We start from the raw sequence: 26,376 nt of genomic DNA on the forward strand, positions 1-26,376 counted from the left end.
GGCCCCGCGGCAGCCATGCGGCCGCGGGGCGCAACCTGTCGAGAAGCGTACCCCCGTAAAGCCGAGCGCAAGCACCGCTCACCAAAAGAGCCCGAAACCCTTACCCAGCACTTATTTTTTGTGGCCTTGCTAAGGAGGTCGGGAGGCGTCACAAACTACTCTGCGTAGGCGAACGTGGTGACGTCGAACATGCCCTCGGGGCGGATACGCAGGGTGGGGATAACCGGCAGCGGCAGGAAGATCATGCCCATGATGGGGTCGAGCGGCGGCTCGATGCCCATCGCGCGCCCGGCGTCCATGAAGGCGTCGTGCTCGCGCGCGATCTCCTCGGCCGTCTTGTCACTCATAAGGCCACCGAGGGGCAGGTCGATCTTGGCGACGACCTCGCCATCGCGCACGAGGACAAAGCCGCCCTGCCCCACCGCGCGCACGGCGGCGAACATGTCAGCGGGGTTGTCGCCCACCACGCAGATGTTATGGGAGTCGTGCCCGATGCTGCTGGCGATGGCGCCGCCGGTGATGGTGAAGCCGCGCACCCAGCCGCGACCGATGTGCTTGCCCACCAGGCCCATGCCGCACGCGCCGTCGCCATCCGCGCCAGCCTGCTGCGCCGCCACGCCGCGACCGTGACGCTCGATGAGCATGATGCGGCGCAGGCCCTCGGCGGTCTCGGGGCGCGCCATGCCGGTGACGGCGTTGCCGGGGATCACGTCGATGACCGGCTCGCCGGGGCGGAACTCGTAGGAAAAGACATCGAGGTCGAGCTCGGGCAGCTTAACGGAGCCGCGCAGGCGCTCCTCGAGCTCTTCGAGGCCGGGGCGCGAGGCCGCCGGGGCGACCGTCCCCACAAAGGCGCCGTCCTCGGCGACAAGCTCGCCCGCGCTGTACACGCGGTGCGGGGCGGCAGTGAACGCCAGGTCGTCGAGCAGCAGGATGTCGGCGCGCTTGCCCGGGGCGATGGCGCCGCGGCGCTGGGCCGCGCACAGGTCGCCATGGTCGAAGCCAAAGATGTCCGCGGCGGAAAGCGTCGCCATGGAGACGGCGACCACCGGGTCGATGCCGGCCTCGACCGCCATGCGGCAGGCGTTGTCGATCATGCCGATGTTGAGCGCGTCCGACGGCGCGCGGTCGTCCGTGGCAAAGCAGCAGCGACGCGCGAGGGCGGGGTTCTCCAAGATGAGCGGGGCGAGGGCGGCCAGGTCATGGCTGCAGGTGCCCTCCCGCAGCATCACGTACATGCCGCGGGAGATCTCGTCGAGCGCCTCCTCGACGCCCGTGTTCTCATGGTCAGCGATGATGCCCGCGGCGGCATAGGCGTTGAGGTCGTTCCCGGCCGTCATGGGGGCGTGCCCGTCCACCTGGCCGGATACGGTCTTCGCACCGACCGCGATGCGACGGCAGGTCTCCTCGTCAGCGCCGTAGACGCCGGGCAGGTTCATCATCTCGCCCAAGCCGAAGATGGCGCCGCGGTGCTCGTCCATGAAGGCCTCCATATCGGCGGCGGAGATCTGGGCGCCCGCCTGCTCGTCGGGCAAGGCCGGGACGCAGGAGGGCAGCATGAACTTGATGTCGAGCGGCGCGCGCTGGGCGTCCTCGATCATGAACGCGAGGCCGTCGAGGCCGCACACGTTGGCAATCTCGTGGCTGTCGGCGATCGCGGTGGTGGTGCCGCGGGAAAGCGCCATGCGCGCGTACTCGGACGGGCGGATGTTGGAGCTCTCGATGTGCAGGTGCCCGTCGATGAAGCCCGGGGCGAGGTAGCGGCCCTCGCAGTCGACGACGCGCTCGGCCTCCCATGCGGGAACGGCGGCGTCCTCGCAGTCGCGGCCCTCGAACAGCACGCCCGCGATGCAGCCGTGCTTCACCGCCACCTGGCCGCGCGCCACGCGCAGCCGATACACGTCGACGATCCGCGCGTTCGTGAACACCACGTCCGCCGGAACGCGCCCCTCCGCCGTGTTGATGAGAGCCTGCATCAGGCCGACCAGATCGTTTTCCATCTTTGAAGCACCCGCCCTTCCCGTATGTTGCCATTGCACCCATGGTACCCAACCCGATCGAGTTACGCGCGGGACACGCAAAAGCAGGCAGGCGGTGTCGTCCCTTGCCGGCACCCAGCCCGATCGAATTGCGCATGGGACACGCCAACACGCTCACCCCTGCAAGCCGGTCCGCCGCACGCGACCGCTCCGGCGGCGCGCGCAGGGCGGACCTTTCATCGCATGCCCTCTCAGTCCGCACACCGACACCGGCGCGCCCTCGGTCCGCCTACCGGTGCAGATCGAACCGCTCGCCGACGACCGCGGGATCCTCATACCGGTGCCCCTCGGTCCGCTCGCCGACGACCGCGGGATCCTCATACCGGTGCCCCCTCGGTCCACATACCGACAAAGTAATTTCACCCGGCATGAAACATTCCCACCCTCGCGAACGTACTCTAGATGAGGGCCCACATCCCATTCCCCACAACAAGAGAGGAGGCGAGCATGGGCAAACGTAGAAGAGCTCGTCGCGCCAGAAGGGCTCGTCGCCCCCGAACCGCAAGATCGCCGTTCGGGGCGACGTTTTCACGACTTGCCGGGCTCATTACCCAGGTTTAAAAAATGTGCGGGGTTTATTCTGGGGTGTTGGGGATGCGTGGCGATTGATCATATCTCAGACTCAAAAATGTGCGGGGTTTATTCCGTACCCTTGGAGTAGAGAGCGCGATCTCGCAACAAAACCGCAGGATTGCTCTGCGATTTATCCCCGTATACTCCGACCGTCGGAATAAACCCCACACAATTTAATTTATAACCCCCTGCACCATGATCAATAGTCCCTCATTTCATACGAAAGAAGGCCGATCGGCGACAAACCGATCGACCTTTTGCGTCTTTGGGGCATCGAAAGAGGTAATTCGGCGCCTCGGCGGCGGCGCTACAATCGCATTATTAAAAAACCACGGCGATATCGCATCGTCGCGATATCGCCGTGGCTTGAAGGCTCGTGCCCGCGATATGAAAGGTCGCACCCGTGACATGAAGGCTCGCGCGATACCTTGCCGGCCAATCGCACATGGGCAATTGTGCCAATGTGCATAAATGGACAATCGCGCTAGCGTGATTGAAGCTTACGCCAAGCGGGCGAAGTGGCGCTTGCCCACCTGCAGGACCGTACCGGGCTTGAGCGCGGCGGGGTCGACGTTGTAGGCCTTGGGCGCAACCGCCTCGCCGTCGAGCTTGACGCCGCCGCCGTCGATGTCGCGGCGGGCCTGGCCGGCGCTCGGCGCCAGGCCAGCGGCCTGAAGCACGGCGGGCAGGTACACAAGACCCTCGTCGTTGACCACGATCTCGACCGCGACCTCGGCAATGTCGCTGGGCATCTCGCGGTTTTTGTGCACCTGGTCGAACTCGGCCTCGGCGGCAACGGCGGCCTCGGCGCTGTGGTAGGTGGTCACCAGATCGCGACCGAGCGCGCGCTTGAGCTCGTAGGGGTTGGCGGAACCATCGGCAAGCGCGGCGTCGATCTTGTCGACCTCCTCGGGCGAGAGCGAGCTGGCAAGGCGGTAGTATTTGCCGATCATCTCGTCGGGGATGGACATGGTCTTGCCGAACATATCCGCGGGCTCGTCGGTGAGGCCGATGTAGTTGCCGTAGGACTTGGACATCTTGCGGGTGCCGTCGGTACCCTCGAGCAGCGGCATGGTGAGCGCGATCTGCGGCTCCATGCCCATCTTCTCCATGAGCTCACGGCCGGCGAGCAGGTTGAAGAGCTGGTCGTTGCCGCCCATCTCCACGTCGGCCTCGATCTTGACCGAGTCGTAGGCCTGCATGATGGGGTACAGGAACTCGTGCAGCGCGATGGGGGTCTGGGACTGGTAGCGCTTGGTGAAGTCGTCGCGCTCCAGGATGCGCGCCACGGTGAACTTGGACGCGATGGACAGCAGCTCCGCCAAGCCCATGGGGAACATCCAGTCGCCGTTGTGGACGATGGTGGTCTTTTCGGGGTCGAGGATCTTCATGGCCTGCGCGACGTACGTGGCGGCGTTGGCCTCGACCTCCTCCTGCGTGAGCTGCGGGCGGGTGGAGTTCTTGCCCGACGGATCACCGATGGTGGCGGTGCCGTTGCCGATGATGAGGGTCACGCGATGTCCCAAATCCTGGAACTGGCGCATCTTGCGCAGCGGAACGGCGTGGCCCAGGTGCAGGTCCGGACTGGTGGGGTCGACGCCGAGCTTGATGTTGAGCGGCACGCCGCGCTCGAGCTTCTTCTTGAGGTCGGCCTCGGGCACGATCTTGGCCGCGCCGGAGGTGATGATGCGCATCTGCTCGTCGACAGGCAACATAAGGTGCACCTTTCTACAAGGTCATAGCACCCTCGCCGCATCTTGACGCTGGTGCGTAGACGGGCGGTGCTGGGAGTTACGTGTAGTCGATAGTGTAGCGCACAATGGGCCCCGGAGGACAGGGCGGAGTTCGAACAGGGACGAATGCATCGAAGCGGACGTGAAGGTGCGTCCCGACCGAGTAAGCGCCGCCCCCGGCGAAGCCCCGCGCGGCGCGGGCGCAGGCGACCCCGCTGCAGGTCCGTGACGATGCGGGCGCGGGCGACCCAGCGGCAGCGCGTGCGCCGATGCGAGCGCGGGCGATCCTGCAGCAGGGCACGCGCAAATGCGAGAGCGGGCGGTCCCACAGCGGAATCCCAACTAACACCGGCATGTGATGCCACACGGCAGGGCTCCCATCACCACCTGCATACACGGCACCGTGACAGAGCCCGCCGTCTCCGGCGGGGCGACCCGACGGGGCGATCCCGCGGCAAAGCCCCTAACGATACAGGCGCGTGCGGCCCTGCTCGTCGACGCGCACGCGCACGCGCGCTCCGGAGCTCTTGCGGTCAAGCTCAACCAAAACGCGCTCGCCCCGCTCACTCGCCAGACGACGAGGGCACGTCGCGCACGCATGGTCGCACGACCCCTCCGCGGTGAGCACGCAATGCTCCAGGATCATGAGCGGCGTCGAGCCCCGCGACGCATCCTCAAGGTCGATCGCCAGGCCATCGTCGACGGCGGCGGAACGGACGGCGCGGCAATCGGGCTCCGAAAGCTCCTCGGGAAGCCATACGCGGCGGGCGCCCAGATCCTGCAGAACGCGGGCCGCCCGGGCGTTCCACACGTTGAGCGGAGCCGCGGCCTCCCACGGCACGGCAGCCTCAATCGCAAGCTCGACCTGGCCGATGTTGCGGCATAGGACCGCATCCGCCTCCCAGCGGGCCACCGCATCGCAGGCGCGGCGCACCGCGGCGATGTCCGACGCGCGGCACACCTCACCCAAATCGATCACGCGGTCGCCAAAGGCGGCCCCAGCGGCGTCATCGAGAGTCAACTCTCGACGGCAAAAATCGCCAGACGCATCATCTGGAGACATCGAAAGCGAACTTTCGCGAGTGGGCGAGGACTTGCGCCGCGCATGGGCGTGCCGCGGCACATCGCCCGAACGCGGCACGTCGCCCGAATGCGGCCCGTCGCCATGGGGACGCCCCGACTCCTCGTCGCGCCATGCGAGACCCTCGCACAGCCTCTCCTCCTCCACGCGCATCGACTCGACGGCGGTGCGGGCCTCCTCGATCACGCCCGCGGACCGCACGACGTGCACGGCGCTCCCCGCCTCGACCTTGCGTTTGCAGCGCACGAAGACGCGCTCGCCGGCGCGAACATCCGCCGCGCACGGCACGATGGGCCAGCGCTTGGGGACATCGGCGGGGGCGTCCGTCCCGGGCGTCGAGCGGATCTCGAGCATGTCGCCCGCCGCCACATCGCGGTCGAACCTCACCCACGCGCCCTCAAACCCGGACTCGTCGACGCAACCGACTTCGAGCCCCTGGTTGATGGCGCGCTCGACGCTCATGAGCCCCGCGCCGGTGGCCGCATGGCCGCCGAGCAGGTACCCGTCGGTGAACCCCCGACTAAAGGACCGGGCGAGCTGGGCCTCGAGCGCATCGAGCTCCGCCTCCCCCAGCGGAGCCCCCGCAAGCACGGCGTCCAGCGCCCGCCGATAGCAGCGCACGACGTTGTAGACGTAATCGGGGCCCTTCATGCGACCCTCGATCTTGAGGGCCGCCACCCCGGCGCGCACGAGCTCCTCCACATGGCAGATGCCTAGGTAATCGCGCGGGCACAGCAGGCGATCGCCCTCGGGCCGCCCGCCGGGCCGCGACGCGTCGCGCCGCCACGCCCCGCCGGCAAGGACGCGCCCGCTGCCGTCCTGCAGCTCGTAGGCCAAGCGGCACGGCTGCGTGCAATCCCCTCGGTTCGCCGACCGGCCGCGCATAAGGGCGGAGTACGAGCACGCCCCGGAATAGCAGATGCAAATCGCCCCGTGGCAAAACGCCTCGATGGGAACGCCCTCGGAGCACAGCCGCCCCAGCTCGGCGCACGACAGCTCGCGCGCGCACGTCACCCGCCCAACGCCCAGCTCGCGCGCGGCAAAGCGCACCGCGGGCGCCGACTGCGCCCCCGCCTGGGTGGACAGGTGCAGTTCGACATGGGGCAGCTCGCGTCGCAGCACGGAGCACAGGCCGATATCGGCGACGATGAGCGCGTCGGCACCCGAGGCGGACGCCGCGGCGGCGAGCTCGACGGCGGCGGCACATTCGCGATCGCGCAGGCACACGTTGAGCGTCACGTAGACGCGCGCGCCGCGGGAATGCGCGAGCACGCACCCGCGCGCAAGCTCGTCGAGGGAGAACCCGCCGTTCGCCGCGCGGGCGTTGAACGCGCCCAGCCCCACGTACACGGCATCGGCCCCCGCCGCGACCGCCGCGCGTAGCGCATCCGGCGTCCCCGCCGGCGCCAGCAACTCGACCCCTTGAGCCATATGCGCCCCTTCTCCTCCCGCACCGCCCCGTGCCCGCCCAAGCAATCCAAGCCCCTGGGCACGCGGATTCATCTGCGTGTTTTTTCGCGTAAGTAAGGATACCCGAGCGCAGGGCGCATCGCGGTTGCGCTATCGTATGAACATCTATGTGTACGTCGTCCGGGCATGTCCCGGTCAACCAGCAGGAGGTCGTCTATGGGTCCTCGACAGCGTCGCGCGCGCGGTCGCGCCAAAACGCACGCCGCCCCCGTCATCCTCGTCTCGGTCCTGGGGTTTTTGCTCGTCGCCGGCATCGCGTTCGGCATCGGCATGCTCGGCAACGTTGAGCGCTGGCTCTCCGATTTGCCGGATTACACCGACGCGGACGAATACCTGGTGAGCGAGCCCTCGCACATCCTCGACGCCGCGGGCAACGAGATCGCCACGTTCTTTGTCCAGAACCGCGAGAGCGTCACCGCCGACCAGGTCTCCCCGTGGGTCCTCAAGGGCACGGTCGACGTCGAGGACGAGCGCTTCTACGAGCACCCGGGCGTCGACATCATCGGCATCGGCCGCGCCGTGCTGGCGCAGCTCTCGGGCCGCTCCGAGGGCGCCTCGACCATCACCCAGCAGCTCGTGCGCAACACCATCCTGTCGGAGGAGCAGTTCGACCAGACCATCGAGCGCAAGGTCCGCGAGGCCTTCATCGCCCTGGAGATGGAGAAGATCTACTCCAAGGACGAGATCTTGATGATGTACCTCAACTGCATCTACTACGGCCACGGCGCGTACGGCATCCAGGCCGCCTCCAAGACCTACCTCTCCAAGAACGCCAGCGACCTCACGCTCGCCGAGGCCGCGCTGCTCATCGGCCTGCCCAACTCCCCCTCCTACTACGACCCCACGGTCAACCCCGAGGTTGCCGTCGAGCGCCGCAACAAGGTCCTGGGCAACATGCTGCGCCTGGGCACCATCACCCAGGAGGAGCACGACGCCGCCGTCGCGGAGCCCCTCGCCCTGAACGTGACCGAGGTCTCCGACTCGGGCATCACGGTCAACGCCTACCCGTACTTCGTCGATTACGTCAAGACGCTGCTGCAGGAGGAGTTCTCCACGGACGTCCTCTTTAAGGGCGGCCTCACCATCAAGACCACCATCGACCCCGTCGTGCAGGCGGCGGCCGAGAACGCCGCCGTGAGCAACCTGAACAACTACGCCGCGACCGCGCGCGAAAACATGGACCTCGATATCGGCATGACGGTAATCGACCCCAAGACCGGCGCCATCAAGGCGATGGTGGGCGGGCGCGATTACAACCGCGTGGAGGACGACGGCAGCGTGCTGCACCTCAACCACGCCACCGCGCGCCAGCAGCCCGGCTCCTCCTTCAAGCCCTTCACGCTGGCGGCCGCCATCGAGCAGGGCATGAACCCCAACATCATCCTCAACTGCAATTCCCCGCTCACCTGGAAGATCGCCGGGCAGGCCGACTACCGGGCGCAGAACTACGGCAACCAGTCCATGGGCTACATCTCGCTCGCCCGCGCGACCGAGCTCTCGTCCAACACCGGCTATCTCCAGGTCGCCGAGACCATCGGCAACCAGAACATCATCGCCATGTGCAAAAAGCTGGGCCTGGACACCTCCCAGATGGAAGACGTCCTCACCATGACGCTCGGCACGGGCAGCTTCTCCACCATCGAGATGGCCTCCGCGTACGCCACGTTCGCCAACGGCGGCACGCGCCATGAGCCCATCGCGATCTCCGAGATCGTCTCCCGCACGGGCGAAACGGTCTTCAAGGCGGACACCACGGGCGAGCAGGCCATCAGCCCCAGCGTCGCCAGCGCGGTGACCGGCGTGCTCGAGGGCGTTATGACCAACGGCCTGGGTGCCCCCGGCAACCCCTACAACAACCAGCCCGTGGCCGGCAAAACGGGCACGGCGGGCACGGCCGACTCCGCAACCGCGCTGTGGTTCTGCGGCTACACCCCGCAGTACGCCGCCGCCATTTGGGTGGGCGGCTACAACGGCACCGTCGACCTTGGAAGCTTCATGGGCAACCAGCTCACCCTGCCGGTGTTCCGCTCCTTTATGAAGGCCGCGCTCGACGGCGTCGCGCGCGAGGAGTTCCCCACCGCGGACGCTCCCAAGTACAAGAACAACTCCGAGTGGAAGTTCTCCAAGACCAAGTCCGGGGCCGAGCGCACCGCCGAGGAGGCCGCAAAGGCGGAAGAGGAAAAGAAAAAGGCCGAAGAGGAGGCCCAGAAGGAGCAGGAGCAGCAGACGCCCACCACGCCCGAGTCCGGCAACGGCAACACGGGCGGCGGGTCGAACGGGGGCACCTCGGGCGGCACCGGCGACGGCAACTCCGATGGTAACACGGGCGGCTCCGGCGGCAACTCGGGCGGCAATTCCGGAAACTCGGGCGGCGGAACCGGCGGCAACGGGGGAACCGGCGGAGGCACGGGCGGCGGCACCGGCGGTAACGGGGGAACCGGCGGAGGCACGGGCGGCGGCACCACGCCACCCACCACGCCCCAAACGGGCAACTAGCGCCTATACCGTTCGGCGCCGCGCGCTCCCCATGGGCGATCAGCTCCCACGAAGGCGCGCGGCGCGCCCGCAATGGGCGATCCGCCAAGCGTGGCTCCGCGCGGCGCCTCCCCAATGGGGGGCAACCCCACGCGGGGACGCGCGACGTCTCTCCAATGGGGGGGGCAACCCCACGCAGAAACGCGCGACGTCTCCCAGGCGAGCGGCCCGCCCGCGCGCCATCGCCGCACGGCGCATGCCATGCGGTCGGTCAGTTCAACGCGGCTCTGTGCGGCATCCAAAACAGACAGCCAGCCTTATGCGACACATGCGCCGCATCCAAGGCAAACCGAAGCCCCAGTCGTACACCATGACGACTGGGGCTTCTTCATGACGCCGCCCTTCTTACCATCGTGCCCAGCCCCATCTCCCCTGAGGCCGCCCCCTAGCGCCTCCCCGTCGCATCCATCCCCTCGAGTCCACCGGCCCCGAGCGCTCCGGCCCCGAGCGCTCTGGCCCCGAGCGCTCTGGCCCCGGCCTCGAGTCCGCCTCCCCAACCCGGCGCCCCCGGGTTCATCGTGCCAGAGCGATATGACAAAACCACCTTTTGAAACGACTCGTTTGTTTCAAAAGGTGGTTTTGTCACAAAAATGGCCTTGGTAATGTGCTTTACCAATGGTTTGAAACGATCTCCGCCGTTTCAAACGGCTGATTTCGCACATCGAGGGGCAATTGCTCGCCGTTGAGCCGCTAACCAGACTGCCGGCCACGCGCATCACCGTCCCGCAGCTCATCCGAATGGAACGGAGGCTCGCGCCGCTACCCTACCGGCTGCGCCGCCAATACGCGACGAGCAGGACGACAAGCGCGATGGGCAACAGGATGAGCAGGCTCAACAGAATCGTATGGACGACCATGGGACTCATTTGCGCACACTCCGCAGCTTGGCGATCATCGCCTCGAACTTCTCGCCGTCATCAGGCGTCTGGGTAATCACGAGAATGGTGTCGTTTCCGGCGAGCGAACCGAGCACGTCGGGCAGCTCGGCGGCGTCAATCGCCGCGGCGATGCCGAGCGCGGTGCCGGGCTGAGCCTTGATGATCACGAGATTCTCGGTGCGTTGCACGCCGATCACCAGCTCTGACACCATGCGCTGCAAGTGGAGGTCCTCGGCAAGGACGTACATACCCTCGGGGAGCTTGCGCAGGCCCATGTCGGCGATATCGCGCGAGACGGTCGCCTGCGTGCAATCGAATCCGCGCGCCTTGAGCTCATCGACGAGCACCCGCTGCGTGCGCACGTCCTCGGTGCGCACGATCTCGCGGATGGCGTCTTGGCGGCCATTGCGCTTCTTAGCCATATCCCTCACCGTTCCCAGCTATACCAAGCAATTTCCCAGTAAGCATACCGCCCCTTGCACACAAAGCGGCTAAGCAGGCAGCATGCTACCGAATTGAAACATTTTTGTATATAACGAGAGAATAATACGCCATGAATGCATATGAACGCCAGTGCGCCGGTGCGAAGCCATCGTATGCCGGCATGAGAGCCGGCCTGTGCCGATATGGGCGCCAGCGCGGTCTCGATACGAACGACGATGCATGCTGACATGAGCGCGAGCGAATCGACATGAACGCCAGCACGCGCCGGGGGGGCGTGACCCGCAACGCTAGGGGCAGACGCTCAGCACGCCCTCGTCATAGGCCACATCCATAAAGCACAGACCGCGTGCGGGCGCGGTCGGGCCGGCGGCACGGCGGTCGCACGCCGCCAAGACCTCGACGACCCAGGCCGGATCGCGCCTCCCCGCGCCGACCTCGACGAGCGTGCCCACGATCGTCCTCACCATGGAATGCAAAAAGGCGTTCCCGGTGATGGTGAAGGCGAGGTGATCCTCGCCAAGCGCCTGCTCACGCGCGAACGACACGGAGATCACGTTGCGGCACGTGGGTTTTCCCACCGCGGAGGACATCTTGCAAAAGCTCTTGAAGTCGTGCTCGCCCACCAGATGTACGGCGCCCGCCTCCATGGCCTCCACGTCCAGCGGCAGGCGGTGCCACCACGTCACATTGCGCGTGAGCAGCGGACGGGCGTCCCCCGTCGCGATGCGATACGTGTAGGTGCGTGAGCGGGCATCGAAGCGCGCCGAGAAGCCCGGGGCCGCATGATACACACCGCTAAGGGCGATATCATCAGGCAGCAGCGCCGCCATGGCGCGCATCCACCGGCGATGCTCGATGGCGAGCTCCTCGCGATGCGCTGGGACGCTCACGTACTGCGAGATCGCATGCACCCCGGCGTCGGTGCGGCCGGCGCACGTCATGTCGATGGGGCGGCGCAGAAACGTCTCGAGCGCACGGCGGGCCTCCCCGGCGACCGTTCGCACATCGGGCTGCTCGGCAAATCCGGAAAACCCGGCGCCATCGTAGCCCAAGCGAAACACCAGCGTGCCGTCGAGTACCTCGGGTTCATCGCAAACCGCCGCCACGGTCGCAGGTTCGATACATGCGGTCATACTGCCTCCCTCATACGCCCTGTCATCCTACCAAAGTTGCGCGAAAGCACCCACCGCGGACAACGCGATCGCAAGCCCGGTCCCCACGATGAGCACTCGACGATCCAAGGAGCCAAGCGGACGAGGCGCGGGCAGACGTCCCGCCGAGACCGCATCGTAGCATCGCGCCGACATCGCCTCGGCCAGACGGTCGGCACGGCGGAACAGACCGATCATGAGCGGCGTGAGCACCGATGCCCACACGCCGATCCGTTCGATAACGGTGCCGTTGTCGAACGATGCCCCACGTGCCCGCTGCGCAAGACGGATACGGTTGAGTTCCTCGCTCACCAGCGGAATAAAGCGCAGCGCCAGCGAGAGCACCGTTCCGAGCGGGCCCACGGGAACCCCCCAGCGCGCGCACGGGCGCAGCAGGCGCACGCAGGCGTCGCTGAGCTGCGTGCCCGTCGTCGACGCGGCCACCACCAGGGAGAACCCAACGAGCAGCGCGATTCTCACCACGGCGAGAAGGCCGCGCAGGCCACCGGCGGGATCGAGCCCCACGGGCCCCGCCAGCTCGATCGTGGCGCGGCCATCGCACGACACGAGGTTGGCGATGAGCGTGAACGTCAAGACGATGGCGACCGGCCGCATGGCGCTCAGGATGCGGCTTGGCCTCATACGGGCCGCGCCGAGCGCCCCAAATAGCACCACGGCCCAAGCAGACAGCACGACGGGCGATTGCGCAGTGAACACGCCGACCGTGGCAAGCAGCAATAGGATGAGCTTGACGCGCGCATCCACCCGTGCCGCGGGAGCATGAGGCGTGTAGCCTCCAAGCGCCGTCAGCGGCGTTGCAGTGCCCCCAGAGGACACATGAGAAGAACCGTCGCCCCGCGGCGACTCTCCCGGCGCGCTCACACGTCCGTCGCACGCAAATGAAGCTGCGCCCGTCGCGCCGCGGCCGCGCTCGTGCAGCGAACCGTCCGCGAGCTCCACAATACGCGAGGAGACGGGCGCCCACTCGTCGACATCGTGCGTGATGACGAGCACCGCCCGCCCCTCGCGGGACAGGTCCTCCACCATACGACGGGCAAACGCCCTGCCCTCCGCATCGAGCGCGGCACTCGGCTCGTCGAATATATATGCGGGTGCATCGAGGGATAGAACCGACGCAAGCGCCACCCGGCGAGCCTGGCCGCCCGAGAGCTCGAACGGAGAGGACGCGATCAGGCCCTCGTCAAGCCCCACGGTGCGCACGGCGGCATGGACGCGGCGATCCACCTCGGCCTCATCGCATGAAAGGTTGCGCGGCGCATAAGCGATCTCATCGTATACGGTGTCGAGAAAGAACTGGGCTTCCGGCTGTTGAAATGCCAAGCCAACGTCGCCCGGCACGGGAGGCGCGCCCCACAGACGGACCTCACCCGAGCAGGGCGCCACCAGCCCGGCGGCAATGGACGCGAGGGTCGATTTGCCCGCGCCCGAAGCCCCCGCCAACAAGACGACCTCCCCCGCATGCACGCGCAATGAGACGTCGGTCAACACAGGACGGTCCCCGTAGGAGAAGTAGATACCATCAAGTTCGAGCACGGGTCGCGCATGCACGATATCCGCGCGTCCGACCCGCGAGCACGTAGCGGCCCCGAGCGAACCGCCCTCAGACGCGTTGTCCGCTCCCGCGTCGCGCGCGTCACTCGCGCACGCATCAAATGAACGCACGCTATCCAGGCTCGCATCGCCCGTGCTCCAGGCGCCCACGAGCGCATCATCTACGCACGCGCCGCTCCCGCGCGCTTCGTCCCCGCGCACGTCACCCACGTGTGCATCGTTCGCACGGTCCCCACCGGCGGATGCATCGCTCGCACGCACCCCCATGCGCGCCACGTCAATCACGCGATCGGCACGCGCGATCTCGGCAAAATCATGGGTAATCAGCACGATACCCATATGCGATTCGTGGGCGAGGCGCGAAAACAGGTCGCGTAACCCCGCGCGGGCGCTCGAATCGAGCTGCGCGGTCGGCTCGTCCAGCACCAGATACGTGGGATGCATGGCAAGGACGCCCGCCAGGGCGATACGCTGCTGCTGCCCACCGGATAGCTCGGTGGTAACGCGATCGGCGAACGACGGAATGCCAACCAGGTCAAGAGCCGCAAGAACGCGCCTCTCGACCTCAGCATCATCAAGACCCAAGTTGCGCGGGCCAAAGGCGACCTCGTCGAACACGAGGGATGAGACGATCTGGTCGACGGGATCCTGGCACACCCGCCCCACCAAAGCGCGCACACGTAAACGCTCCAGCTCACTGACGGAGGGGTCGTGACCGTCGACGACCACGCTCCCTTCGTCAACAAGCTGCGCCGCGCACATAACGCGTCCCAGCGTAGACTTACCGCACCCGTTGTCCCCCACCAGGGCCACAAGCTCACCGGGGTCAACGGAAAGCGAGGCCCCGCTCAGCACCTCGACATCGCCATATCCAACACCAGCGTCAACAACTTCAAGCATATGCACACCTCCCCTCACAGGTGCCAGCAGCATAATCACCTCAGTGGCAGTAACATCACAAGCGGATCCAGGATTACCAGAGCACAATGCCTATCACGAGGCATCTATCGATTATTTCTCTTCATGCAAGTCGAAGATCAGGCAAGTCATCTTTGTCTATCCGGGCCCGCCCAGGACCGCATCGTCCCGCGCGAGCTCCGCACGCAAAGGAGAGCCCTGTGGGTTCTCCATCTTGCGCAGGACTGTCCGAGCCCGGGATGATACGGCCCAGTCCGGGCCCGAGACAGACAAAAAGGGGCACGCGAACGTGCCCCTCTTCAACGCGATGCAAGAGCAGCAAATGCTACTCGGCAGCAGCCTCGGTAGCCTCGGCCTCGACGACCTCGGCGGTCTCCTCAACGGCCTCGTCCTTCTTGACGACCTTGGGAGCGGCGGCCTTCTTGGCCGGAGCAGCCTTCTTGGCCTTAGGGGTGCAAGGCTCGGAGACGATCTCGATGATGACCATCTCGGCGCAGTCGCCCTTGCGGGGGCCGAGCTTCATGATGCGGGTGTAACCGCCGTTGCGGTCGGCCCACATGCCCTGAGCGGCCTTGTCGAAGATCTCGGCAACGAGGTTCTTGTCGCCGAGCTTGGCGATGGCCAGGCGACGGGAGTGCAGGTCGCCCTTCTTGGCCCACGTGATGATCGGCTCGGCGTAGGAGCGGAGAGCCTTGGCGCGGGTCTCGGTGGTCTTGATGCGATCGTTCTCGAAGAGCGCCTTGGCAAGGCTCTTCTTCATGGCCTTGGTGTGGCTGGCATCGGTGCCGAGCTTCAGGCCCTTCTTCTTGTTGTGACGCATGGTCTAGTTCTCCTCTATACCTAGGGTTTAAGCCTTGAGGCTCAGACCCATGGACTCAAGCTTGTCCTTGACTTCCTCAATCGACTTCACGCCGAAGTTGCGGATGTTCAGCAGGTCGTTCTCGGAGAACTCGACCAGCTGACGCACGGAGTGAATGCTCGCGCGCTTGAGGCAGTTGTAGGAGCGGACGGAAAGGTCCAGGTCCTCGATCTGCTTGTCAAGCTCGGCGTTATCGCTCGTCACCTCGGGGGCGAAGATGGAGATCTCCTCCTCCGCCTCGGGCTCGTCAGCCAGGGTCATGAACGCAGCCATGTGCTGGTTGATGATGTTGGCAGCGGAGACCACCGCGTCACGCGGGTTGATCGCGCCGTTGGTCTCGATCTCGAGAACGAGGCGATCGTAGTCGGTGTGCTGGCCAACACGGCACGCCTCGACGAGCTTGGCGCAGCGCTTGACCGGGGAGAAGAGCGAGTCGACATGGATGATGCCGATCGGATCGTTGTCGCGCTTGTTCTGCTCGTAGGACACATAGCCGCGGCCGTACCCGATGCGCATGCTCATGGTCAGGTGACCGCCCTCGGTGAGGGTGGCGATGTGCTGCTCGGGGTTGACGAGCTCGAACTCGGACGGAATGAAGAAGTCAGCGCCGGTAACCTCGCACGGGCCATCGACCGAGATGGTCGCGGTGCCCTCGTCCGTGGTACCGAGCGTGCGGAACACGAGACCCTTCACGTTCAGGACGATGTCGGTGACATCCTCGACCATGTTGGGAATCGTGGTGAACTCGTGCTGGGCGCCATCGATCTGGATGGCCTCGACGGCTGCGCCCTCGAGCGAGGAGAGCAGCACGCGGCGCAGGGAGTTACCCAGCGTGTCGCCATACCCGCGCTCCAGAGGCTCGACGGAGACGCGAGCGGCAGTGTCGCTGATCTCCTCGACGTGAACCTGGGGCCTAATGAATTCGGACATGTAATACCTCCAGCGTAGCGCGCAACCGATTACTTCGAGTAGAGCTCGACGATGAGCTGCTCGTTGATGTCGCCGCTGATCTGCTCGCGGGAAGGCAGCGAGATGACGTTGCCGGAGAGCTTCTCGATGTCGACCTCAAGCCAGCCGGGAACCTCAAAACGCTCAGAGGAGATGAGGGCCTCCTTGATGGGGAGCAGGTCGCGGAACTTCTCGCCCACGGCCACGACGTCGCCGGCCTTCACGCGGTAGGACGGGATGTCCACGCGCTTGCCGTTGACGGTGAAGTGACCATGGCGGACGGACTGGCGAGCCTCCTTGCGGGTGCGAGCGAAGCCCAAGCGGAACACGACGTTATCGAGACGGGTCTCGAGGATGGTCATGAGGTTCTCACCGGTGACGCCGTCCATGCGGAGGGCGTGCTCGTAGTAGTGGTGGAACTGCTTCTCGAGAACGCCGTAGATGAACTTGACCTTCTGCTTCTCGCGCAGCTGCATGCCGTACTCGGATTCCTTGCGACGGCGCTTGGGCTGGCGAATAGATTCCTTCTTGGAGCTGTAGCCGAGCTCAACGGGATCGATCCCGAGCTGGCGGCAGCGCTTAAGAACCGGAGTCCTGTCGATTGCCATAATAAATCGATCCTTTCAGTTACACGCGGCGACGCTTCTTGGGACGGCAGCCGTTGTGCGGGATGGGGGTCTTGTCCTGGATGCTGGAAACCTCGAGGCCGGCAGCCTGGAGGGAGCGGATCGCGGTCTCGCGGCCCGAACCGGGGCCCTTCACGAAGACGGCGACCTTGTGCATACCGTGCTCCATGGCGGCCTTGGCGCAAGCCTCGGCGGCCATCTGGGCGGCAAACGGGGTCGACTTACGGGAACCCTTGAAGCCCACGGTACCAGCGGACTGCCAGGCGATGACGTTGCCCGCGGGATCGGTGATGGAAACGATGGTGTTGTTGAACGTAGAACGGATGTGAGCCTGGCCCACGGAGATGTTCTTACGGTCGGCGCGCTTGATGCGAGTGGAGGCGCCGCGCTTGTTCTTTGCAGTAGCCATGATGCGTCAGTCTCCCTTATTTCTTCTTCTTGGCACCGATCTGACGCTTCGGACCCTTGCGGGTGCGAGCGTTGGTGTGGGTGCGCTGACCGCGAACAGGGAGGCCCTTGCGGTGACGGAGGCCGCGGTTGCAGCCGATGTCCATGAGGCGCTTGACGTTCTGGGAGCGCTCGCGACGGAGGTCGCCCTCGACCATCAGGCCGTTCTTATCAATGTAATCGCGGATCGCCGAGATCTGCTCCTCGGTGAGGTCCTTGATGCGAGTGCCGTCGACAATGTTCAGATCGGCGCACATCTTCGCTGCGGTGGTGCGGCCGATGCCGTAGATGTAGGTCAGACCAATCTCCGCACGCTTCTCGTTCGGAAGGTCGACACCGTTAATACGGGCCACTGTGGATCTCCTCTCTTAGCCCTGGCGCTGCTTGTGGCGCGGGTTCTCGCAAATGACGAGCACCTTGCCATGGCGGCGGATGATTTTGCACTTATCGCACATCTTCTTGACGGAAGGGCGTACCTTCATCGTTCTTCCTTTCGGGTAGTGCTCAAGCTACAAGGTGGAATGTTATCTACTCGCCCAGCCGCAGGCGTTAATAACGAATGGCTGGAACACACGTACGCGAACCGGCGGGGCAGAGCACTCCCCTCTCGGTTCGCAAGCATGTGCAATGCGTGTCGCTACTTATAGCGATAGGTGATGCGACCGCGCGTGAGGTCATAGGGGGAAAGCTCCACCACGACCTTGTCGCCCGGCAGGATGCGGATGTAGTTCATGCGGATCTTGCCCGAAATGGAGCAGAGAACCGAATGACCGTTCTCAAGCTCGACGCGAAACATGGCGTTCGGCAGCGGCTCGGTGACCGTGCCCTCAAGCTCGATAGCGTCTTCCTTCTTCACGTGCAGCATCTTTCTCTCAGAAACGACAGCAACAGTGCATGTTACTACATGCAGAACAGGCAATCGAGTATTACCCAATCGCTTCACAAATTCTTCCGCCCGGTGTCGGCCGGGCATTTACCTCCGCTGCTCGAACAGTCCTGCTCGCACGAAGAGCCCACTGGGCTCTTCGGCTCGTGCAGAACTCGCGACGGAGGTAAATGCCCGGCCGACCCCTACGGAGAATGTACTCGTAGCTCGGGATCGGGCGTATATCGTCCGAGCGCAGTTCCGCACGCAAAGGAGCGTCCAGTGGACGCTCCGTCTTGCGCAGGACTGTCCGAGCAGCGGACGATATACGCCCGATCCCGAGCGGACAGACTACATAGAACCGCCGGACATGGGGCACCAGGGGCCCTGCGCGTCCTGGGTGAGAATCACGGGGCCGTCGTTGGTGATGGCGATCGTGTTCTCGTAGTGCGCGGCGGGCAGACCGTCGTCGGTGCTCACGAGCCAACCGTCCGCACCGGTGTGCACGCGGTTGGATCCGAGCGTGATCATGGGCTCGATGGCGATGACCATGCCGGCCTGCAGCTTGACGCCGCGGCCCTTCTTGCCGTAGTTGGGCACGTTGGGATCCTCGTGCATCGCGCGGCCCACGCCGTGACCGACGTAATCGCGCAGCACGCCGTAGCCATTGCCCTCGGCAAGGGTCTGGACCGCATGGCCCACATCGCCGATGTGGTTGCCCGGCACGGCCTGCTCGATCGCGGCCTTGAGGCAATCCAAGGTGCATTCGCACAGGCCCTTGACCTCGGTGCTGGGGGTGCCCACGTAGAAGGTCCACGCGTTGTCCCCCACCCAGCCGTCGACGATGGCGCCGGTGTCGATGGAGATCACGTCGCCGTCGCGCAGGATGACGTCGGGATTGGGAATGCCGTGGACCACGGCGTCGTTCAGCGACGCGCAGATGGAGCCGGGGAACCCGCCGTAGCCCTTAAAGGCGGGGGTACCGCCATGCATGCGGATGATCTGCTCGGCGAGCTGGTCAAGCTCGAACGTCGATACGCCAGGGCGAATCATGGCGCCAACGTGGCGGAGCGCCATCTTGGACAGCGCTCCGGCCTTCTTCATCTGCTCGATCTCGGCCGCAGACTTAATCTTAATCATAGACCGAGCTCAGCCTTCACATCGCCGTACACGACATCGATGTCGCGGTTGCCGTCGACGACCTTGAGGATACCCTGACCGCGGTAGTACTCCACCAGCGGGCTGGTGTTCTTCTCGTACACGTCAAGACGGTTCTTGATGGTCTCGGGCTTATCGTCGTCGCGCTGGTACATCTCACCAGAGCACTTGGGGCACGTCTGGGTGTCGGGACCCGCGGTGTAACCGCAGTCGCGGCAGGTGCGACGCGAGGACAGGCGATCGACGATGACCTCCGCCGGCACATCGACCAACAGCGCGCCATCGAGCTCACGGCCCATGGCGGACAGCTCGGTGTCGAGCGTCACGGCCTGCGTGGTGTTGCGCGGGAAGCCGTCGAGGATGAAGCCCTTCTGGGCGTCATCGGCGGCGAGGCGCTCCTTGACTAGGTCGATGACAAGCTGATCGGGCACGAGCTCACCGGCATCCATGTACTTCTTGGCAGCGACGCCGAGCTCGGACTGAGCCTTGACCGCCGCGCGAAGCAGGTCGCCCGTGGAGATGTGCGCCACGCCAAAATCGGCGACAAGGCGCTGGGCCTGCGTGCCCTTACCGGCGCCGGGGGCGCCCAACAGGACGATGTTCATGCGAGACTCCTTACACGTCCTACTTGAAGAAACCGTCGTAATCGTACATCTTGAGCTGGCTCTCGACCTTGTCGATCGTATCGAGCACCACACCGACCATGATGAGCACCGAGGTGCCGCCGAAGGCCTGAATCAGGGCGTTGTTGGTGAATGAGAACACGATCGAGGGGACGATGGCGATGAGGGCCAGGAACACGGCGCTCGGCAGGGTGATCTTGTTGAGTGCGTTCTTGATGTACTTGGCGGTCTGCTTGCCCGGGCGCACGCCGGGGATAAAGCCGCCCTGCTTCTTGAGGTTCTCCGCGGTCTCGTCCGGGTTGAACACCATGGACGTGTAGAAATAGGCGAAGAACACGATGAGCACGACGTTCAAGATCCAGTTGATCCAGCCGCTCGAGAGCGCGCCGGCAAACGCCTGCATCCAACCCACGTTGGGGAAGAAGACGGCGAGCTGAGCCGGGAAGTACAGCAGAGCGCTCGCGAAGATGATCGGCACGACGCCCGCGGTGTTCACCTTGATGGGCAGGTAGGTGGACTGGCCACCCATGATGCGACGACCCACCACGCGCTTGGCGTACTGCACCGGGATGCGACGCTGGCCGCGCTCGAGGTACACGATGAACGGGATGACGCACAGGATCACCAAGACGACGACGAGCGTGGTGATAATCGCGACGCTACCACCGTCCATGGACTGGATGATGGCCTGCGGCAGGCCGGCCATGATGTTGGCGAAGATGATCAGGCTCATGCCGTTGCCGATGCCACGCTGGGTGATGAGCTCACCGATCCACATGATGAGCATGGCGCCCGCGGTGAGCGTGCCCACGATCATGATGTCGAAGATGACCTCGGGGGCCTCGGCACCGGTGAACTGGATACCAAAGCTCTTGAAGAGGAAGAGGTAACCCACGGAGTTCAAAAGCGCCAAGGCGAGCGTGAGGTAGCGCGAGTACTGGGTGATCTTGGTCTGACCAACCTCGCCCTCACGCGCCAGCTCGTGCAGGCTCGGCACGACGGCCTGGAGCATCTGCATCACGATGGAGCTGGTGATATAGGGCATGATGCCCAGGGAGAAGACGGACACATAGGAAAGCGCACCGCCCGAGAAAAGATTCAACAGGGCCATCGCGCCGCTGGCGAACGTGTCACCGGCGGATGTAAAAAGGGCCGACATCCCCTGGAAGGGGATGCCGGGCACCGGAACGTGCGCACCGATACGGTACACGACGAGCATCGCGATGGTAAAAAGAATCTTTCCGCGGAGTTCTTTGATGCGGAAGGTGTTCTTTAGACCAGTTAGCAAGGGAGCTCAACCTTTCCGCCAGCGGCCTCGATCTTGGCCTTCGCGGAAGCGGAGACCTTGTCGACCTTGACCGTGAGCTTCTTGGTGATCTCACCGTCACCGAGCACCTTGACCGGCTCGAACTCGGACTTGGTGATGCCGGCGGCCTTGAGGGAGGCACCGTCGACAACGGCGCCGTCCTCGAACTTCACCTCGAGGGTGGAGACGTTCACCGCGGTGTACTCGATGCGACGGGGGTTCTTGAAGCCCGGGAGCTTGGGGAGGCGCATCGCGAGCGGGGTCTGGCCGCCCTCGAAGCCGGCGCCCTTGGTGCCGCCGGAGCGGGAGCCCTGACCGTTGAGGCCACGGCCGGCGTAGGTGCCGCCCTTGCCGGAGTTGCCGCGACCGACGCGCTTACGGCTGTGGGTGGAACCCGCGGCCGGAGTCAGATCATGAAGCTGCATTGTTACTCCTCTACAATCTCAACGAGGTGCTTGACCTTGAAGATCATGCCGCGGACGCTCTCGTTGTCAGCGATCTCGCGCGTGTCGTTGATGCGGTGCAGGCCGAGGGCGCGCACGGTGCGGCGCTGGTCCTCCTTGCAGCCGTTGATGCTGCGAACCTGCTTGATCTTGATGGTAGCCATGCCTAGTTCTCCTTCTTGCCGATGAACATCTCGGAGACGGTGAGACCGCGGCGGGCGGCGACATCCTCGGGGCTGGAGAGCTGCTTGAGGCCCTCGGCAGCAGCCTTGATGATGTTCAGGCCGTTGTCGGAACCGAGAGACTTGGACAGGATGTTCTTGATGCCGGCGAGCTCGAAGAGCGGACGCACGGCGCCACCGGCGATAACACCGGTACCCTCGACGGCGGGGCGCATGATGATGCTGGCGGCACCGAACTCGCCCTGGACGTCGTGGGGAATGGTGCCCTCAGCGGTGACGGGCACGTGGAACATGTTCTTCTTGGCGTCGATGGAAGCCTTGGAGATGGCCAGCGGCACCTCGGCGGACTTGCCCATGCCAAGACCGACGTTGCCCTTGCCATCGCCCACGACCACGAGGGCCACGAGGCTCATGCGACGACCGCCCTTGACGGTCTTGGCGACGCGGTTGATGAAAACGACGCGCTCCTCGAACTCGGAGGCCTCGCGCTGCTGCTTCTGCTGATTACGAGCCATGCTCTAACCTCCTAGAATTCGAGACCGGCGGCGCGGGCACCGTCGGCGAGGGCCTTGACGCGACCGTGGTAGATATGGCCACCGCGGTCGAAGGAAACCGTCTTGATGCCGGCTGCGAGGGCGCGCTCGCCCACGAGCTTTCCGACCTTCTCGGCAGCCTCCTTGTTACCGGTCTTGGTGCCCTCGAACTCGGCCTCGAGCGTGGAGGCGGAGACCAGGGTGTGACCCTTGGTATCGTCGACGATCATGGCATAGATGTTGGCGTTGGAACGCACGACGCGCAGACGCGGACGGGCGGGAGTGCCGAAGATCTTGCCGCGGACACGGCGCTGACGACGCTTGAGGCCGGCGCGCTTTGCCTGTTGCTTGTTCATGTGAAACTCCTTAAGAAGTCCTGCCAGCACCTGACGGGGTGCTGGTCTTACGACGTGGAAGCGCTCTACTACTTAGCGGCCTTGCCGAGCTTGCGGCGGATGTGCTCGCCCAAGTAGTGAATGCCCTTGCCCTTGTAAGGCTCCGGCGGACGCTTGGCACGGATCTCGGCGGCAACCTGGCCGACCTGCTGCTTGTCGATGCCCTTGACGTGGATGTGGGTGTTGTCGGGGCACTCGAAGGTGATGCCCTCGGGAGCGGTGTAGATCACCGGGTGAGAGTAACCGAGGGACAGGTCGAGGTCCTTGCCCTTGAGCTGGACACGGTAGCCGACGCCGGCGAGCTCGAGGACCTTGGTGTAGCCCTCGGAAACGCCCGTGACCATGTTCTGGATGAGGGCGCGGGTGAGGCCGTGGCGGGCACGGGTCTCACGCTCGTCGTCGGGACGGGAGACGGTCAAAACGCCGTCGGCGACCTCGATGGTGAGCTTCTCATAGAAATCGGCCTCAAGAGTACCCTTGGGGCCCTTCACGGTCACGTGCGTGCCGTCAACTGCCACTTCGACTCCGGCGGGAATCTGGACAGGCTTCTTACCGATACGAGACACGGTGTTCTCCTTTCCTTCTACTCGCCTAAGCGAATTACCAGATGAGGGCGACGACCTCGCCGCCGATGCCCTTCTTGCGAGCATCGCGGTCGGCCATGACACCCTGGCTGGTGGAAACAATGGCGGTACCCAGGCCACCGCGGACGCGGGGCAGGTCCTTCACGCCGGCGTACTTGCGCAGACCGGGCTTGGAGTAGCGCTTGATGCCGTTGATGACCTTGGACTTCTTGGGACCGTACTTGAGGGTGATGTGCAGGGTCTTGGCGGGGGCGGTGTCCTCAACGGTGTAGCCCTCGATGTAGCCCTCCTCGTAGATGACTCGAGCGATCTCGACGAGCTTCTTGGAGCTCGGCATCGAGACCTCGGCCTTGTTCGCAGCATTGCCGTTGCGGATGCGCGTGAGCATATCTGCGATCGGGTCGGTGAGATTCATGTGGATTCTCCTTCGTTCTTGATGAGTCCATGTCCTCGGTACTCTCCCACCCTTAGCGGAAAAGCCTATAGGACACGTCTTCCGTGCGCGTGTTCCGCATCAATGAGCGGCTCGCGCGCTGGCAGTGACTTACCAGCTGGCCTTCTTGATGCCGGGAAGCTCGCCCTTGAGCGCCAGCTCGCGGAAGCAGACACGGCACAGGCCGAACTTGCGGTACACAGAGTGCGGACGGCCGCAGCGCTGGCAGCGCGTGTACTCGCGGGTCGAGAACTTCTGCTTGCGATTGCACTTGACGATCATCGATGTCTTAGCCACTTATTTCCTCCTCACATATTGATATATGCGCCTTGGGACGGGCGGCACGTGCTCTTCGCGCACCGCCCGTGGGCCCCAGGGCTTTAAGAACCTATTTCTTGAACGGGAAGCCGAAGGCGTCGAGAAGGGCCTTGGCCTCTTCGTCGGTCTTGGCGGTGGTGACGATGGTGATGTCCATACCACGGGTGTGATCGACGGAGTCGAAGTCAACCTCGGGGAAGATGAGCTGCTCGGTCACGCCCATGGAGAAGTTGCCGCGGCCGTCGAAGGACTTGGCGGAGATACCGCGGAAGTCGCGGATACGGGGGATCGCAACGGAGGTCAGGCGATCGAAGAACTCCCACATGCGGTCGCCGCGCAGGGTGACCTTGGCGCCGATGGGCATGCCAGCGCGCAGCTTGAAGGAGGCGATGGACTTGCGGGCGCGGGTGACCATGGGCTGCTGACCGGTGATGACGCGCAGGTCGCGGACGGCGCCGTCGATGGCCTTGGAATCGGTGGCGGCCTCGCCGACACCCATGTTCACGACGATCTTCTCGAACTTGGGGATCATCATGACGTTCTCATACTGGAACTTGTCCTGCATGAGCTGCTTGACCTCGTTGTTGTACTTGGTCTTGAGACGCGGCACGTACTTTTCAGCCATTGTTCACTCCTTAATGGGGTTTTAAGCACGGGGTTGGCCTCTTGGACGAACCATGCACCCGACCTTGCCTCATCAATCGTCGGGCGCCGCACGCAAGGCGCGCACCCTCCTCTTTCAAGGCAATCTCGGGCACTTGGCTCGCCCAACCTTTTGGATGGGTTAGCCTCGTGCCTCCTGCTGCCGTGCACGCCGCATCTGGCTGGTTGCGACATGACGAAACGCGGCAGGAGCCGACAAAACATTCGTTACTATACGCCGATGCGCACGTATGCGCCAGTAAAACTTCATCTGTGCAGGCGATTCCATAACTTTTGCCCGCTTCCGCGCGCAGCACCCGCGGCCCTTGACGGCCACCACGCCACGCGCCACGCGCACCCGGGCACTGCAACGTACAGCGGCTAGCGCATAGCCACCAAAAACGCCTCATCGGCCAAGATGAATTCCTCGCCTGCGGCAAGCGGGACGGGCACATGCGCCGCAAGGCGCTGCCCGCGCACCTGCGTGCCATTTGCCGAACCCAGATCCTCGATCAGGCCCGCCGCCATATCAAGCCGCACATGACGCCGGCTCAGCGCGCCGTTTCCCGCCACCGCGATGTCGCACGTCGCGGAGCGCCCGATCACAACCGGGGCGCAGGGCAGTTCGTAGCACGCATGATCACGCAGGCGCTCGAGCACGAAAACGGACGTGCGCGGCGGCTCATCGGCAGGTGGCTCAGATGCGACAGCATCCCCAGGCGGCTCAGGTGGCCGCAGCAGCGTGGTCCCCTCAACATGCGCAAGCGGACCGGAATCCACCATGCCGCCCACCTCGGTGGCGACCCCATGGGCAACGTGGCGTCGTGGCGCCGCGCCCGTCATCATGGCAACGGGATCGAGCGCCATGGGTCTGTGCGCCGCATCCGCATCGCGCGCCGAGGCGTAAGCTCCCAGCAAGCCGCTCGTGCGTGGGCGCTGCGCGCGCTCGGCCTCCGTCATCACATGCGTGTCCACGGCGGTCGTGGACGTACGGCCCAGCGAACTCGATCCCGCGAGCATGCCAGACCCCAGCCGCGACCCACACGCGCCCAGCTGCTCGCTCGCGGCGCCGGCGCCGAAGCACTCCGTCAAAAACGCGTTGAAATCGGCCGCAGGCAGCACGCTGCGACTCCGGGCAAACGCCGCTACCTTGTCGCGCACGGCCTTGTCTTGCGGTAGCACCATTCGAACGGCGCGCCCACTGATATATTCCAGCAGCTCCAGTGCCGAACTCGTCCCATCCACCCGTTCGAAGGGCACGAACGCAACGTGCAGGGCGGCGCGCTCGTCCACGAATACGCATGAGGGGTCAAAGCAGATGTTGCCTTGGGGCAGCCCCTCGCGCACGCACAGCTCCATCACATCGCGCAGCGATTCCAGCAGCGTGCGGTACTGCACGAGCGAAAGCGGCAGTGCCATGAGTGCATCGAGACGCTTGAGGGCGCCCACGCTGTAGTAAAAGGTGCGATCCCCTTCCTGGTGCACCTCCAACAGGCAGGCGCTTTGCGCCTGCTCCGCCTGCGCCAGCAGGCGGTAGTTCACCGCATCCCGCCTGCCCACTTTGAGCACGAGCGCGTTGAGCGCGGCGCTGTACTTGATGTTGATACCCGCCATGAACCG

General features: G+C 64.9%; 26 protein-coding genes. 1 reads left to right on the forward strand and 25 read right to left on the reverse strand.

From position 1 onward, the window contains the following. Window positions 1–155 precede the first annotated feature (155 nt). The 3 genes from LK434_RS04940 to LK434_RS04950 form a co-directional block, all read right to left on the reverse strand. Window positions 156–2,000: an adenine deaminase gene (locus LK434_RS04940; protein WP_227917886.1), complete on the reverse strand. Its 1,845-nt coding sequence runs from the start codon at window positions 1,998–2,000 to the stop codon at window positions 156–158. A 1,112-nt stretch (window positions 2,001–3,112) separates the two neighbouring features. Next, window positions 3,113–4,327 (reverse strand): tyrosine--tRNA ligase, encoded by a 1,215-nt coding sequence (gene tyrS / locus LK434_RS04945; protein WP_006720350.1) that lies wholly within the window; start codon window positions 4,325–4,327, stop codon window positions 3,113–3,115. A gap of 481 nt (window positions 4,328–4,808) precedes the next feature. Then, the gene (locus tag LK434_RS04950) at window positions 4,809–6,857 is read right to left on the reverse strand and encodes a U32 family peptidase (RefSeq protein WP_227917887.1); all 2,049 of its coding nucleotides are present in this window, start codon (window positions 6,855–6,857) and stop codon (window positions 4,809–4,811) included. Between the two features lie 195 nt (window positions 6,858–7,052). On the opposite strand from LK434_RS04950, the gene LK434_RS04955 reads away from it, so the two are divergent. Further along, window positions 7,053–9,392: a transglycosylase domain-containing protein gene (locus tag LK434_RS04955; RefSeq protein WP_006720347.1), complete on the forward strand. Its 2,340-nt coding sequence runs from the start codon at window positions 7,053–7,055 to the stop codon at window positions 9,390–9,392. A 901-nt stretch (window positions 9,393–10,293) separates the two neighbouring features. Here LK434_RS04955 and LK434_RS04960 read toward each other — a convergent pair. The 22 genes from LK434_RS04960 to LK434_RS05065 all read right to left on the reverse strand — a co-directional run bounded on the left by LK434_RS04960 (window position 10,294) and on the right by LK434_RS05065 (window position 26,370). Then, the gene (locus LK434_RS04960; protein ID WP_006720344.1) at window positions 10,294–10,731 is read right to left on the reverse strand and encodes an arginine repressor; all 438 of its coding nucleotides are present in this window, start codon (window positions 10,729–10,731) and stop codon (window positions 10,294–10,296) included. A 309-nt stretch (window positions 10,732–11,040) separates the two neighbouring features. Beyond that, entirely contained in the window at window positions 11,041–11,886 is an 846-nt protein-coding gene (gene truA, locus LK434_RS04965) for a tRNA pseudouridine(38-40) synthase TruA (RefSeq protein WP_006720342.1), read from the reverse strand. A 27-nt stretch (window positions 11,887–11,913) separates the two neighbouring features. Continuing rightward, a complete protein-coding gene (locus LK434_RS04970) occupies window positions 11,914–14,376 on the reverse strand; it encodes an ATP-binding cassette domain-containing protein (protein WP_006720341.1) in 2,463 nt (820 codons plus the stop codon). A gap of 343 nt (window positions 14,377–14,719) precedes the next feature. Further along, window positions 14,720–15,214: a 50S ribosomal protein L17 gene (rplQ, locus tag LK434_RS04975; RefSeq protein WP_006720339.1), complete on the reverse strand. Its 495-nt coding sequence runs from the start codon at window positions 15,212–15,214 to the stop codon at window positions 14,720–14,722. Between the two features lie 27 nt (window positions 15,215–15,241). Further along, the gene (locus tag LK434_RS04980) at window positions 15,242–16,183 is read right to left on the reverse strand and encodes a DNA-directed RNA polymerase subunit alpha (protein ID WP_006720338.1); all 942 of its coding nucleotides are present in this window, start codon (window positions 16,181–16,183) and stop codon (window positions 15,242–15,244) included. A gap of 29 nt (window positions 16,184–16,212) precedes the next feature. Beyond that, window positions 16,213–16,809, reverse strand: a complete 597-nt coding sequence (rpsD, locus tag LK434_RS04985; RefSeq protein ID WP_006720337.1) for a 30S ribosomal protein S4 — start codon at window positions 16,807–16,809, stop codon at window positions 16,213–16,215. 19 nt (window positions 16,810–16,828) lie between these two features. Further along, window positions 16,829–17,236, reverse strand: coding sequence for a 30S ribosomal protein S11 (gene rpsK, locus LK434_RS04990; protein WP_006720336.1), 408 nt, complete (start codon window positions 17,234–17,236; stop codon window positions 16,829–16,831). A gap of 16 nt (window positions 17,237–17,252) precedes the next feature. Beyond that, window positions 17,253–17,627, reverse strand: coding sequence for a 30S ribosomal protein S13 (gene rpsM, locus LK434_RS04995; RefSeq protein WP_006720335.1), 375 nt, complete (start codon window positions 17,625–17,627; stop codon window positions 17,253–17,255). A gap of 15 nt (window positions 17,628–17,642) precedes the next feature. After that, entirely contained in the window at window positions 17,643–17,756 is a 114-nt protein-coding gene (rpmJ, locus tag LK434_RS05000; RefSeq protein WP_006363204.1) for a 50S ribosomal protein L36, read from the reverse strand. 155 nt (window positions 17,757–17,911) lie between these two features. Next, window positions 17,912–18,130: a translation initiation factor IF-1 gene (gene infA, locus LK434_RS05005; RefSeq protein ID WP_009141477.1), complete on the reverse strand. Its 219-nt coding sequence runs from the start codon at window positions 18,128–18,130 to the stop codon at window positions 17,912–17,914. 360 nt (window positions 18,131–18,490) lie between these two features. Further along, the gene (map, locus tag LK434_RS05010; RefSeq protein WP_006720333.1) at window positions 18,491–19,279 is read right to left on the reverse strand and encodes a type I methionyl aminopeptidase; all 789 of its coding nucleotides are present in this window, start codon (window positions 19,277–19,279) and stop codon (window positions 18,491–18,493) included. Further along, entirely contained in the window at window positions 19,276–19,902 is a 627-nt protein-coding gene (locus LK434_RS05015) for an adenylate kinase (RefSeq protein WP_006720332.1), read from the reverse strand. The genes map and LK434_RS05015 overlap by 4 nt, the downstream gene beginning before the upstream one ends. Before the next feature lie 19 nt (window positions 19,903–19,921). Then, entirely contained in the window at window positions 19,922–21,208 is a 1,287-nt protein-coding gene (gene secY / locus LK434_RS05020; RefSeq protein WP_006720331.1) for a preprotein translocase subunit SecY, read from the reverse strand. Continuing rightward, complete coding sequence (rplO, locus tag LK434_RS05025; protein WP_006720330.1) at window positions 21,202–21,651, reverse strand: 50S ribosomal protein L15; 450 nt, start codon at window positions 21,649–21,651, stop codon at window positions 21,202–21,204. Before rplO ends, secY begins: the two co-directional genes overlap by 7 nt. A gap of 2 nt (window positions 21,652–21,653) precedes the next feature. Further along, window positions 21,654–21,833, reverse strand: coding sequence for a 50S ribosomal protein L30 (gene rpmD, locus LK434_RS05030; RefSeq protein ID WP_006720329.1), 180 nt, complete (start codon window positions 21,831–21,833; stop codon window positions 21,654–21,656). Window positions 21,834–21,835: 2 nt separating this feature from the next. Further along, on the reverse strand, window positions 21,836–22,366 hold the full coding sequence (gene rpsE, locus LK434_RS05035) for a 30S ribosomal protein S5 (RefSeq protein ID WP_006720328.1): 531 nt from the start codon (window positions 22,364–22,366) through the stop codon (window positions 21,836–21,838). 11 nt (window positions 22,367–22,377) lie between these two features. Next, entirely contained in the window at window positions 22,378–22,740 is a 363-nt protein-coding gene (gene rplR, locus LK434_RS05040) for a 50S ribosomal protein L18 (protein ID WP_006720327.1), read from the reverse strand. Between the two features lie 68 nt (window positions 22,741–22,808). Next, window positions 22,809–23,345: a 50S ribosomal protein L6 gene (gene rplF, locus LK434_RS05045; RefSeq protein WP_006720326.1), complete on the reverse strand. Its 537-nt coding sequence runs from the start codon at window positions 23,343–23,345 to the stop codon at window positions 22,809–22,811. Between the two features lie 34 nt (window positions 23,346–23,379). Beyond that, window positions 23,380–23,778 (reverse strand): 30S ribosomal protein S8, encoded by a 399-nt coding sequence (gene rpsH, locus LK434_RS05050; protein WP_006720325.1) that lies wholly within the window; start codon window positions 23,776–23,778, stop codon window positions 23,380–23,382. A 129-nt stretch (window positions 23,779–23,907) separates the two neighbouring features. Continuing rightward, window positions 23,908–24,093, reverse strand: coding sequence for a type Z 30S ribosomal protein S14 (locus LK434_RS05055; RefSeq protein WP_039910329.1), 186 nt, complete (start codon window positions 24,091–24,093; stop codon window positions 23,908–23,910). Window positions 24,094–24,184: 91 nt separating this feature from the next. Next, window positions 24,185–24,739, reverse strand: a complete 555-nt coding sequence (gene rplE / locus LK434_RS05060) for a 50S ribosomal protein L5 (protein ID WP_006720323.1) — start codon at window positions 24,737–24,739, stop codon at window positions 24,185–24,187. A 398-nt stretch (window positions 24,740–25,137) separates the two neighbouring features. Then, window positions 25,138–26,370, reverse strand: coding sequence for an FHA domain-containing protein (locus LK434_RS05065; protein WP_006720321.1), 1,233 nt, complete (start codon window positions 26,368–26,370; stop codon window positions 25,138–25,140). Window positions 26,371–26,376: the final 6 nt, after the last annotated feature.

This window comes from Collinsella stercoris DSM 13279 (assembly GCF_020735465.1).
In the GTDB taxonomy this organism is placed as follows: Bacteria; Actinomycetota; Coriobacteriia; order Coriobacteriales; family Coriobacteriaceae; genus Collinsella; species Collinsella stercoris.

Bases quoted from the DNA above. Each gene is read 5' to 3' on its own strand.
- LK434_RS04940 (WP_227917886.1), bottom strand. From the start codon at position 2,000: ATGGAAAACGATCTGGTCGGCCTGATGCAGGCTCTCATCAACACGGCG.
- tyrS (WP_006720350.1), bottom strand. From the start codon at position 4,327: ATGTTGCCTGTCGACGAGCAGATGCGCATCATCACCTCCGGCGCGGCC.
- LK434_RS04950 (WP_227917887.1), bottom strand. From the start codon at position 6,857: ATGGCTCAAGGGGTCGAGTTGCTGGCGCCGGCGGGGACGCCGGATGCG.
- LK434_RS04955 (WP_006720347.1), top strand. From the start codon at position 7,053: ATGGGTCCTCGACAGCGTCGCGCGCGCGGTCGCGCCAAAACGCACGCC.
- LK434_RS04960 (WP_006720344.1), bottom strand. From the start codon at position 10,731: ATGGCTAAGAAGCGCAATGGCCGCCAAGACGCCATCCGCGAGATCGTG.
- truA (WP_006720342.1), bottom strand. From the start codon at position 11,886: ATGACCGCATGTATCGAACCTGCGACCGTGGCGGCGGTTTGCGATGAA.
- LK434_RS04970 (WP_006720341.1), bottom strand. From the start codon at position 14,376: ATGCTTGAAGTTGTTGACGCTGGTGTTGGATATGGCGATGTCGAGGTG.
- rplQ (WP_006720339.1), bottom strand. From the start codon at position 15,214: ATGCGTCACAACAAGAAGAAGGGCCTGAAGCTCGGCACCGATGCCAGC.
- LK434_RS04980 (WP_006720338.1), bottom strand. From the start codon at position 16,183: ATGTCCGAATTCATTAGGCCCCAGGTTCACGTCGAGGAGATCAGCGAC.
- rpsD (WP_006720337.1), bottom strand. From the start codon at position 16,809: ATGGCAATCGACAGGACTCCGGTTCTTAAGCGCTGCCGCCAGCTCGGG.
- rpsK (WP_006720336.1), bottom strand. From the start codon at position 17,236: ATGGCTACTGCAAAGAACAAGCGCGGCGCCTCCACTCGCATCAAGCGC.
- rpmJ (WP_006363204.1), bottom strand. From the start codon at position 17,756: ATGAAGGTACGCCCTTCCGTCAAGAAGATGTGCGATAAGTGCAAAATC.
- map (WP_006720333.1), bottom strand. From the start codon at position 19,279: ATGATTAAGATTAAGTCTGCGGCCGAGATCGAGCAGATGAAGAAGGCC.
- LK434_RS05015 (WP_006720332.1), bottom strand. From the start codon at position 19,902: ATGAACATCGTCCTGTTGGGCGCCCCCGGCGCCGGTAAGGGCACGCAG.
- rplO (WP_006720330.1), bottom strand. From the start codon at position 21,651: ATGCAGCTTCATGATCTGACTCCGGCCGCGGGTTCCACCCACAGCCGT.
- rpmD (WP_006720329.1), bottom strand. From the start codon at position 21,833: ATGGCTACCATCAAGATCAAGCAGGTTCGCAGCATCAACGGCTGCAAG.
- rpsE (WP_006720328.1), bottom strand. From the start codon at position 22,366: ATGGCTCGTAATCAGCAGAAGCAGCAGCGCGAGGCCTCCGAGTTCGAG.
- rplR (WP_006720327.1), bottom strand. From the start codon at position 22,740: ATGAACAAGCAACAGGCAAAGCGCGCCGGCCTCAAGCGTCGTCAGCGC.
- rpsH (WP_006720325.1), bottom strand. From the start codon at position 23,778: ATGAATCTCACCGACCCGATCGCAGATATGCTCACGCGCATCCGCAAC.
- rplE (WP_006720323.1), bottom strand. From the start codon at position 24,739: ATGGCTGAAAAGTACGTGCCGCGTCTCAAGACCAAGTACAACAACGAG.
- LK434_RS05065 (WP_006720321.1), bottom strand. From the start codon at position 26,370: ATGGCGGGTATCAACATCAAGTACAGCGCCGCGCTCAACGCGCTCGTG.